Origin of the sequence: Comamonas denitrificans (assembly GCF_017368815.1) — a bacterium.
GTDB classification, from domain to species: domain Bacteria; phylum Pseudomonadota; class Gammaproteobacteria; order Burkholderiales; family Burkholderiaceae_C; genus Comamonas; species Comamonas denitrificans.
In genome coordinates, this window is sequence record NZ_JAFNME010000057.1 from 1 (window position 1) to 7,693 (window position 7,693).

Consider the following 7,693-nt stretch of genomic DNA (forward strand, 5'->3'; position numbering starts at 1 on the left):
CCTTTACACGGCCCATTTCGCGCCAAAGTGCATTTTTCTCACAAAATAGCGCAACCCATTGCCACATTTAGAGATTTTTGACTTCTTCCACCTTCTTTCCTGTGCCAATACGAGCAGTCCCCCACTATTGATCATCACATTCGTGATTGCCAGGTTCCGCTGCAAGCTGCGTGCCTTACAAAGCGAACCGGCATTGGCACACCTCACGCCACGGCGTTGGTTTGCGCCTCTTCAATGCGCGGGTAGAACTCGCGGTTTTCCCGCTGCATGCGCTCATAAACACGCTTGAGCACGGTATTGGCATCGTTGCGAAAGCCTTGCGGGTCGCTGCGCAAGCGCTCAGCCGTGTTCCAGCGACGGGCAAAGCCATCAAACGCTTGGGCAATCGGCCCCATATCGTCCTGAAACTGCTGCCCCAGCCGCGCCAAGGAGGCATCGCCGCTGCGCTGCAAGGCCGGGTAAAGCGCTTTGTCTTCTACCGCCAAATGCAGCTTGATCAGTGAGCTGAAGCTGATGATGCCCTGCGCAATCGCAGCCGCATTGACTTCCACCCCAGCATGGGTCAAAGAGCGCAACTGATCAATGCGCGACAGGATATCCACGTGTTGGTGCTTGAATTTTTCGATGTTCATAAAGGATCTCCAGAAAAGGAAAAGAGCGAGGGAAAGTACGGCTTTAAAACGTGTATTTCTGAAGAATCTTATTGCGCTGGACGGCAGCCTCGGAAGTGTTACTGTTCGCATCCACAATCTGATCCGGGAAAATTGCCGCAGGCTATGACGCAAATCAAAAGATTTATGTAGAATAAATCTTATTATTTTCAGCACCTGCCCCGCGCCCACCAGGGATAGATTTTTATGCCGCACACCTCGCCCCATCTGTCACCCATCCCGCCGCAAGCGCCCCCCCCTTTGACGGGCTGGCCGCTGCTGCGTCTGGGTTTTCGGCCGTTTTATCTCTTGACGGCCTTGCTCGCCGGCATCTCGGTGCCGGTGTGGATGGCCGCATTTTTGGGGTACATGCCGCTGCAGTTGCCCCTGTCCGGATTGCTGTGGCACGGGCACGAAATGCTGTTTGGGTTTGCCGTGGGGGTGATTGCCGGGTTTTTGCTCACCGCCGTCAAAGCCTGGACAGGGCATATGACCGCCCGCGGCCCCTTGCTGGCCGCGCTGGTATTGCTTTGGTTGGCGGGCCGCATTGCCGCGGTGTGCGCTCCGTACACCGTCTTTGCGGTGGTGGATATGCTGTTTTTGCCAGCAGTGGCCGTTGTGCTGCTGCGCGTTTTATTCAAATCAGGCAATACGCGCAATATCCCGTTGATTTCTTTGCTCTTATTAATGAGCGTGGCCAATCTGTGCTTTCACCTCACACAACTTAACTTGGTCGATTGGGATCCGCTGCGCCCGCTGTACGCCGAGCTGGGGCTGATTTTGATGGTGGTTTCCGTCATGACCGGGCGGGTGGTGCCCATGTTCACCCGCAATGTCACCCCTGGGTTGGTCATCAACACCTCGCGCTCTTTTGAGCTGGGCCTGCTGGCAGTGACGGGGGTGACCCTGCTGCTGTGGGTGGGCGCTGCCCCGGCGGCACTGGTGGCAGCGGCGTGTGCCATCACCGCTGTGCTGCACGCCATTCGCCTGTACCGCTGGAGCCCCTGGGTCACGCTCAAACGCCCTATTTTGTGGATCCTGCACCTGTCCTACCTGTGGATGCCAATTGGTTTTGCCATGCTCGCTGGTGCCGAGCTGGGCTGGATGCGCACGACGTTTGCCATCCACGCTCTGACCGTCGGGGTGATTGGCGGTTTGATTATTGGCATGCTCACCCGCACAGCCCGGGGCCATACCGGCCGCCCACTGCAGGCCTCGCGCGGCGAGACCGTGGCCTATGCGCTGGTGCTGCTGGCCACGGTGATTCGGGCGGTGGTGCCGGCCCTGGTGCCCGCGTGGTACCCCCGCGCGATTGAGATTTCGGCCACCTTCTGGGCTTTGGCCTTTGCGATTTACTTGGTGATTTACACCCCGTGGCTGCTGCGTTCTCGCCTGGATGGTAAGGACGGCTAACACCGCAGCCACACTTCTGCCCTGACACTGACTGCTCTTTCTGAAAGGTTTTCCCCATGAGCTCTGTGATTGACGTTCGCACCATCGAACCCCGTCTGCGCCACGCGCAAATTTTTGGCCAATTTGACGCTTTGGAGACCGGTGACTCCATCACCATCGTGAACGACCACGACCCGGTACCGCTGCGCTTTCAGCTGGAGTCGCGCACGCCAGGCCAAGTGCAGTGGGCGTATGACCAAGCCGGCCCCGACCTGTGGCGCGTGGTGATTACCAAAACCCAAGGCGCGGCCGAAGACCCGCATGCCAATGGCGGCTGCTGCTCCGGCGGCGCTTGCGGCGGTTAATAACGATAAACCCTCTTAAATTGCACTTTTCACAGGCTCCTGCGGGAGCCTTTTTTTATATAAAAAAGGCTGCTAACGCAATGTAGGATTGCGTTAGCAGCTCTACTTTTTAAACGTCAAGCGCTGGCAATGCGCTGCTGCAAGTGGGCCAGGGCCTCTTCCACCTGATCGACCAGCACCAGGCACAGGTCGCCCGGGGCCAAACGCTCCAGCGCATGGTCGATGGCGGCAAATTCACCGTGGATTTCGGTGCTGTAGCGCGTGCGCGGTGCGCCTTCCAGGCCCTGGCGCAGCAGGGCCAGCACCTCGCCATCGGCGCGGCCGCGCTGGCAGGCATCTTGGTAAAGAATCACCTCGTCAAAGGCGGCGCCCAGAATGCGCGTCTGCTCGATGATGTCCTGGTCACGCCGGTCCCCCGCGCCGCTGATGACCACGCTGCGCTTGTTCCCAGGCATGGCATCGACCGCTTGCACCAGGGCGCGAATGGCATCGGGGTTGTGGCCATAGTCGGCAATGATGGTGGCCCCCCGGTAATCCATGACGTTAAAGCGCCCAGGCGCGTTGGCACTGTCATTGTGAAAGCTGGCCAGCCCCCGGCGAATCGTCTCCCAAGGCAAGCCTGCGGCCCAGGCGGCGGCGACCGAGGCCATGGCGTTGTCCACCTGAAAACCAATCGCGCCGTTGTGCGTGAGGGGAATGTCGGCCAGGGCAATGCTTTCTTTCATGCCCCCCTCGGCGGCGACGATGCAGGCCTTGGCGGGGTCCACGTACACCACCCGCTGCCCTTGGGCACGGTGGGTGGCCATGATGGGGTGGTGGCGGTCGGCACCAAAGAAAATCACTTGCCCCGTGCACACCCGGGCCATGGGGGCCACGTGCGGGTCCATGGCGTTGAGCACGGCGTAGCCGCTGGGAGCGACGTTTTGCACGATGACGCGCTTTAGCACCATCACATCTTCCACCGTGGTGATGTAGTTCAGCCCCAGGTGGTCGCCCTCGCCCACGTTGGTGACCACGGCCACCTGGCAGCGGTCAAAGCCCAGGCCTTCGCGCAGCACGCCGCCCCGGGCGCATTCGAGTACCGCCGCGTCCACCTCGGGGTGGGCCAGCACGTTGCGCGCGCTTTTGGGGCCGGAGCAGTCGCCGCTGTCAATCTGGCGGCCCGCCACGTACACACCATCGGTATTGGTCATGCCCACGCGCAGGCCTTGGGCGGCAAAAATATGGGCAATCAGCCGGGTGGTGGTGGTTTTGCCGTTGGTGCCCGTCACCGCCACGACCGGGATGCGGCCATCGTCGTGCGCCGGGAACAGCAGATCAACCATGGGCTGGCCCACATTGCGGGCTTTGCCAAACGAGGGGGCCAGGTGCATGCGCAGGCCGGGGGCGGCGTTCACTTCAACGATGCCGCCGCCCTGGGCCTCCAGGGGCTTGAGCATGGATTCGGCAATCACATCCACGCCACAAATGTGCAGCCCAATGCTGGCCGCCGCCTCAATGGCGCGGGCGGCAATGGTGGGATGCACGTCATCGGTCACGTCGGTGGCACTGCCGCCGGTGGACAGGTTGGCGTTGTTGCGCAGCACCACGCGCTGGCCCTGGGCGGGAATGCTGTCCGGGGTGAGCCCTTCGCTGGCCAAGCGCCCCAAGGCGATATCGTCCAGGCGGATTTTGGTCAGCGCCGTGCCATGGCCACTGCCCCGGCGCGGGTCTTGGTTGACCTGTTCGACCAACTGGGCCACGCTGTGTACGCCATCGCCCAGCACCTGCGGCGGATCGCGCCGGGCGGCGGCGACCAGTTGGTTGCCCACCACCAGCAGACGAAAATCGTGGCCGGGCAAAAAGCGCTCCACCATCACTTGGCTGCCGTAGGCCAAGGCCGTGGCGTAGGCCGCTTCCAATTGGGGGCGGGTGGTGATGTTCACCGTCACGCCTTTGCCTTGGTTGCCGTCTTGGGGTTTGACGACCACGGGCCAGCCATCGGCCAGGCCCACTTCCTGCGCCACGGCCCAGGCATCCTGCACATCCACCACCGGGCGGCCCAGCGGCACGGGCACCCCGGCGGCGTGCAGCAGGCGCTTGGTTAAATCTTTGTCTTGCGCAATGGCTTCAGCCACGGAGCTGGTCTGATCGACCTCGGCCGCTTGAAACTTGCGCGCCTTGCTGCCCCAGCCCAGTTGCACCAGGCTGCCAGCGGTCAAGCGCTTGAAGGGAATGCCCCGGGCCACGGCGGCATCGACGATGGATTGGGTCGAGGGGCCCATGCGCTCGTGCTCGTCCAGCTCGCGCAGCTCGGCAATGGCGGCGGGGGCATCAAAGGGCGTGTCGTTGAGCGCGGCCTGCACCAGCGCATCGGCTAACTCAATGGCGCGGCGGCCCACGGCCTCTTCGGTGTATTCAACGACGACCTGGAAGGTATTGGCCTCGACCGTGGCGTGCGTGCGGCTGAAGGTGACGGGGCACCCGGCCTGGGCTTGCAGCGCCAAAGCGGCGGACTCCAGCACATGGCCGATGGACAGCAAGTTGTCCATGCCCTGCGCTTGCAGACTGCCGATGGCAGGAAAACGGGCCCGCACCCGCGTCTCAAAATGCGCGATTTGGGTGAAATCACACTCCTGCTCCGTGCAGTGCACGATGCACTCGATGGCCGTGTTGCGGCTCCACAAATTGGGGCCACGCAAAGCGCGGATACGAGAAATGTTCATAGTGCGTTCCGTTGTATTAGCAATGTAAATGGATATAAAACGATATGAAAACGTTGTTTATCAAGCGCAAAGCGCTATTTATTCAATAACAAACGTTTTCAGCCCGGCGGCCAGCAACTCGGGGCTGATGTCCAGCGCCCAGGCACACGCAACGGCGGCCAGCAAGGCGCTGGGGGTGGGCACTTTGGCCGCTGCCGGGCTTAATGCGCTGAGGCTGCCCAGACGGCGCTCACTGCGGCCCTGGGCCAGGATGACTTCGCCCTGCTGCACCAGCACGGCCCGCCCGCCTTGCTCGCGGTGCGCAGCCAGGTGCGGGTTGTGGGCCTGCTCGCTGTACAGCAGCACTTGCCCATCGCACAGGCTGGCCAGCTCGGCCACGGCATCGTCGTCGGCATTGAGCACGCCCATGCCTTGGCTCAGCACCACATCAATTTGCGTGCGCAAGACGCGGCGCAGGTCGCCCGCTTCATGCACATCGTGGTCCGCCAGCCCTTCCCAGCCGCCCCAATCGGTCACCAGGCCGACCTGGCAGCGGTCGTAGGCCAGGCCTTCTTCCAGAATCGAACGGGCCGTGGTTTGCACCACCGCCGCTTCAGCCAAGCGATTGACCAGCAAACGGTGCGCCGCCTGCCAGCGCGTGTGGTCGCCCGCTTGGGTCAGGCGGCCATTGAGGTAGCTGCCTTGGCTGCAGGCCACGCCCGTGCGTTTGCCCGCCAGCTGCAGCAGCCACCCCGTCATGCGGGCAATCCAGGCGTTGTGCTGGGTGCCGACGATGCCGACCACGGGGATGCGGGCGGCCAGGCCGTCTTGGTCTGGCTGGGCGCTGTCCGCCGCCGGAAAGAGGTGCTGCACAATCGCCTCGCCCACCGGCTGGGGCACGCCCTGGCTGGGGCGCAGGTGCATCAGCAGCCCAGGGCCACCATTGACTTCCAAAATCGCACCGCCTTGCCCGGCCAAGGGCTGATCAATGTGCTGGCAGACCAAATCGACCCCGGCAATGTCCAGCCCCACCACCTTGGCCGCCAAAGCGGCCAGGTACGCCGTATCCGCATGCACTTGGGCCGTGCAATCGACGGTGGCCATGGCCGCACGGGGGTTGGCGCTGCCCTGCGGGTATTCCCCGCGCGAGGCCGCCACCAGCTTGCCGCCCACCACCAGCAAGCGGTGTACGGTGCCCGGAATATGGCGCTCGACCATCACATGCCGGGTCACGGCGCGGGCCGCTGCGTAGGCGCTGCGCACCTGCGCCTCGGTGGTCAGGTTGATGCCCACGCCTTCGCCCTTGTTCGAGTTGTAGGGCTTGACGGTGACGGGCAGGCCAATGTCCTGCGCCTCGTCCCAGGCCTCGTCGGCGCTGCCGACCAGTTCCCACTCGGGCACCGGCACGCCGGCCGCTTTGAGCAGCTGCTTGGCCAGGTCTTTGTCTTCGCTGATGCCCAGGCCGATGGCGCTGGTCTTGTCGGTTTCCGTGCTCCAGATGCGCCGCTGCGCTGCGCCGTAGCCCAGCTGCACCAGATTGCCATCGTTCAGGCGGATAAAGGGAATGCGCCGCTGCGCCGCCGCATCGACGATGCTGGCCGTGCTTGGCCCCAGGTAACGCGCCTCGATGGCCTGCTCAATGGCGGCCACGGCGGTGGGCACATCAAAAGGCTGGTCATTGATCGCCGCCATGATGAGGGCGTGGCCCTGCTGCAGCGCCACTTTGGCCACCAATTCTTCGGGGCAACGAAACACCATGCGGTACACCCCGCGCTGGCGCACGCTGCGGGTTTGGCCAAACTCAGCGCTCATGCCGGCCAGGTTGAGCAGCTCAATGATGGTGTGCTCCAGCACATGGCCGCACCACGTGCCTTCTTGCAAGCGCTCTAAAAACCCGCCCCGGTGGCCCACGCCGCAATGGTGCTCGACCAAACCGGGCAGCCAGGCCGTCAGGCGCTCGTTAAAGCCAGGCAGCAGGTTGGAGGGGTAATCCTCCAAAACACCCAAATCCAGCCAAACTTCCAGCACAGGACGGTAAGTCCAAATGCTGGGGCCGCGCAGGTAAGTGGTTCGAAGCAGTTGTATGTCTTGAAAATGGGCCATAACGCTCTGTCAGCCAAAATGCAGTGTGCTGCGTTTGGAAACGACCGCCGCGCGTAAAAACCTTGACAGGTTCCAGGCCCGGCCGGCACTAAAAGAATCACCATGCAACCACCCCAGATAGACAATCAAGCCCGCCTGCAGGCGCTGCTGGCACCCCAAGAGAACGTACAAGAAGCCTTGGTGGTTGACCTTAGCCACGACTTGCGCTTTAGCCCCAGCAGCTTGGTGCTGACCGACACCCGCCTGCTGGCCCTGGATGGCACGACCAGCGCCCCGGCCGCCCAGTCGTGGCCCCTGCGCCCCGACCTGCAGCTGCGCATGAGCGACCACGCCGGCGTGGGCACCCTGGAGCTGCACGACGGCCAGCAACGCCTGGCCCTGTGGCGTTTTACCCTGCAACACCAAGCCCAGGCGCTGCGGCTACAACTGCGCTTTGCCGCCCTGTGCGCGGCCCTGGGCACCGACCAGTGGCACGCGGTGCGACCCCCCACCCCCACGC

Annotated in this window: 5 protein-coding genes and 1 pseudogene; 3 read left to right on the forward strand and 3 right to left on the reverse strand. The window is 63.1% G+C overall.

Annotation, left to right across the window (positions count from 1 at the left end; translation table 11 throughout):
- Positions 1-203: 203 nt before the first annotated feature.
- On the reverse strand, positions 204-632 hold the full coding sequence (locus J1777_RS13945; RefSeq protein ID WP_207576278.1) for a hemerythrin domain-containing protein: 429 nt from the start codon (positions 630-632) through the stop codon (positions 204-206).
- Positions 633-857: 225 nt separating this feature from the next.
- Between J1777_RS13945 and J1777_RS13950 the strand changes: the two genes are divergently transcribed.
- Entirely contained in the window at positions 858-2,063 is a 1,206-nt protein-coding gene (locus J1777_RS13950) for an NnrS family protein (protein WP_207576279.1), read from the forward strand.
- A 56-nt stretch (positions 2,064-2,119) separates the two neighbouring features.
- Entirely contained in the window at positions 2,120-2,407 is a 288-nt protein-coding gene (locus J1777_RS13955) for a DUF2249 domain-containing protein (protein ID WP_207576280.1), read from the forward strand.
- 116 nt (positions 2,408-2,523) lie between these two features.
- Here J1777_RS13955 and cphA read toward each other — a convergent pair whose 3' ends face one another.
- Positions 2,524-5,112: a cyanophycin synthetase gene (gene cphA / locus J1777_RS13960; protein ID WP_207576281.1), complete on the reverse strand. Its 2,589-nt coding sequence runs from the start codon at positions 5,110-5,112 to the stop codon at positions 2,524-2,526.
- Positions 5,113-5,190: 78 nt separating this feature from the next.
- Positions 5,191-7,194 (reverse strand): cyanophycin synthetase family protein, encoded by a 2,004-nt coding sequence (locus J1777_RS13965; protein ID WP_207576282.1) that lies wholly within the window; start codon positions 7,192-7,194, stop codon positions 5,191-5,193.
- Positions 7,195-7,296: 102 nt separating this feature from the next.
- On the opposite strand from J1777_RS13965, the pseudogene J1777_RS13970 reads away from it, so the two are divergent.
- Positions 7,297-7,693: pseudogene (locus J1777_RS13970) on the forward strand (hypothetical protein); the annotation flags it as partial.